Origin of the sequence: Helicobacter ganmani, assembly GCF_003364315.1 — a bacterium.
Taxonomy (GTDB): Bacteria; Campylobacterota; Campylobacteria; order Campylobacterales; family Helicobacteraceae; genus Helicobacter_D; species Helicobacter_D ganmani.
In genome coordinates, this window is record NZ_NXLS01000020.1 from 1 (window position 1) to 2,341 (window position 2,341).

Genomic DNA, 2,341 nt, shown 5'->3' on the forward strand with positions numbered 1-2,341 from the left:
GATACTGCTGTTTCTGTTTCTGGAACTGCTGGGGGAAGCTCCTCTGCTCCTGATAGTGTTTTTACACTTAGTTTGTGGAAGAAGTTTTAGGAAAATGCTTTGTAAGATAGTGAATCTGAAGTAATCCAAATGAAAAAATCTTGCCATTTGTGATTCCATTGTTAATTTTCTATTTGCATTATTATAGATTGCCACGCAAGTTTAAAAACTTGCTCACAAGGACAAAGCATTCAAAGCAAACCTGTTTTCTTGTGTAACAATCTTAAACAAACTAAAAAGTTAAAAAACTTTTATATTTTGTTTTAAGATTCTGCAATTTATAATGAAATTTCAAACTTTCAAATAAGGAATAAAGATGAAAAAACTAATATTAGGAGCTTTGTTAAGCTTAGGAATCTCAAGCACACTCTTTGCTGAAGTAGATTTCATTGCCCTTGCAACTAATGGAGAATTTAACGAACAAAGTGCAGGTGTGAAAGTCTTAAATGAGGAGGAGATGAGTAAGGTTGTGGGGGGAGCAACGATTTCCCCCAAAACGATTCTTAATAGTTATGGGGTTACAAATAATTCAGGCACAAAAATATCTTATACTGCCTATTATAAATTAATCCCAGAAAGAGCAAATGAGCTATTGCCACTCAATGTGGATACAGGTTCTGGAGAATATATCCCAGCAGTTTCTGCAACTTTTAATTTTCTAACAAATAAAGTTAGCATAGAAATTATTGGGGTAAGTCAATACAATCCTGTCTATACAAGAAGTGCGGATAGCTATTATGCCAATCGCCTTCTCACAGAAAACAACAAAAGACTTTATAATCAGGCGGAAAATTTTATTAGGCAAGATAAGACAAGTTATCGTTCTATGGGAGCAAATTTTAATCTCAAATATAGATAATGGAACGCCTTTTGCTTATCCTTTAATAGATTTTATGCAAGGGATAAGCGAATGTTTGAACTAAATACTTCTTTGCCTAATTATCACAATGCAATCTTATACAGCAATAAGAATAGCCAAATTAAAGATAATGAAAAAGATGTGAATTTACAATCTGCTACAATCAGCAATGAGGAAGCAAAGGAAGCCTTAAATAGCCGATATAATAGCGGGATTTACACATATCATCTCGCATTAGATGAATTTCCAGATATTGCGTTTTCTGAAATTCTACACAAAACAGATTCCTTTCGCTCTAAAATTTTAAAACAAGCCACCAATCAACATATACCAACAGAAAATGAATATCAAAAAGCAAGGGATTCTCTTAATGAACAACTAGACAATATTTTAATTGAGCTTTATAAACAAGAGCCAAATTTAGAAAAAAATCCTAATAATTATCTAATTGATGGTGCGATAAGAATGAAAGTGTTTTTAAAAATGGACGAGGAAAATATGCAAACAAGCAAACAGGCATTATTAAATTCAATCAATTCTTTCAATTGCGCCTCTGATACCAAAGATTTAAAAGCTAATCTATCAAATTATATTAGTAATGTTGAGGGTGTAGCCTATAATATGATTGAGCAATTTAATTGTTTATTTGCTTGTTTGGATATTCCAAAGTCTCAACAAAAATCCATTGAAAACGCCCTTAGCATTATCACAAGTTATACATACGATAAGAGCGGAAGGCTTACAGATTCCCTCAATATAGGAGGTTATGCTATTTCTTGGGAGGGGGATAATCCTACAATTTTTCAAGGTTCTTATTCCTTGAAAATTTCTTATTCACCACAAGAGGATATTTTACTTTCTCTCTCCTCCAACTTTGATTCCTCACAAACTTTCTTTGAAGTCTTAGAGCAAAGAGATAAACTAGAAAAAGAAAATCAAGAATTAAAAACCAAACAAGCTTATAATGCTTATGGAATCCCTCAAAATACCTTTACTAAGTCCGATTCCACAGATTCCATAATACAAACACTGCTTAAAGAATCAAAAAGTGGTAATGGTGTTTAGGATTTATCATTGTGAGCGGCGAAACGACAAGGCGCACAATCTGCAAACAATTTGCCTACACTTGCAAATCCATAATTCTATACAGAAGTATTTAACAAGAATTTTGCAATGACACAGCATAAAATTAAACTTGTTTCTTTATGTAATACTTTTCATCAAATCAAAAGTTAAAAAATATTTTACACTTAATTTTAAGATTCTGTAACTTATAATAAAAGTTTAAACTTTTAAAAAAGAGAAATAATGAAAAAATTAATCTTAGGATTCTTATTAATCTTTGGAATCTCAAGCACACTCTTTGCTGAAGTAGATTTCATTGCCCTTGCAACTAATGGAGAATTTAACGAACAAAGTGCAGGTGTGAAAGTCTTAAATGAG

General features: G+C 31.9%; 2 protein-coding genes and 1 pseudogene. All 3 read left to right on the top strand.

Annotated features, from left to right (window positions below; all coding sequences use genetic code 11):
- Positions 1-90, top strand: a pseudogene (locus tag CQA43_RS09975) (nucleoid-structuring protein H-NS); the annotation flags it as partial.
- 265 nt (positions 91-355) lie between these two features.
- Complete coding sequence (locus CQA43_RS09305) at positions 356-898, top strand: hypothetical protein (protein WP_115552317.1); 543 nt, start codon at positions 356-358, stop codon at positions 896-898.
- A gap of 51 nt (positions 899-949) precedes the next feature.
- A complete protein-coding gene (locus CQA43_RS09310; protein WP_115552318.1) occupies positions 950-1,963 on the top strand; it encodes a hypothetical protein in 1,014 nt (337 codons plus the stop codon).
- The last annotated feature ends 378 nt before the right edge of the window (positions 1,964-2,341 follow it).

What these genes read in the sequence shown, in the direction of transcription:
- CQA43_RS09305 (WP_115552317.1), top strand. Translation starts at nt 356, where the DNA reads ATGAAAAAACTAATATTAGGAGCTTTGTTAAGCTTAGGAATCTCAAGC.
- CQA43_RS09310 (WP_115552318.1), top strand. Translation starts at nt 950, where the DNA reads ATGTTTGAACTAAATACTTCTTTGCCTAATTATCACAATGCAATCTTA.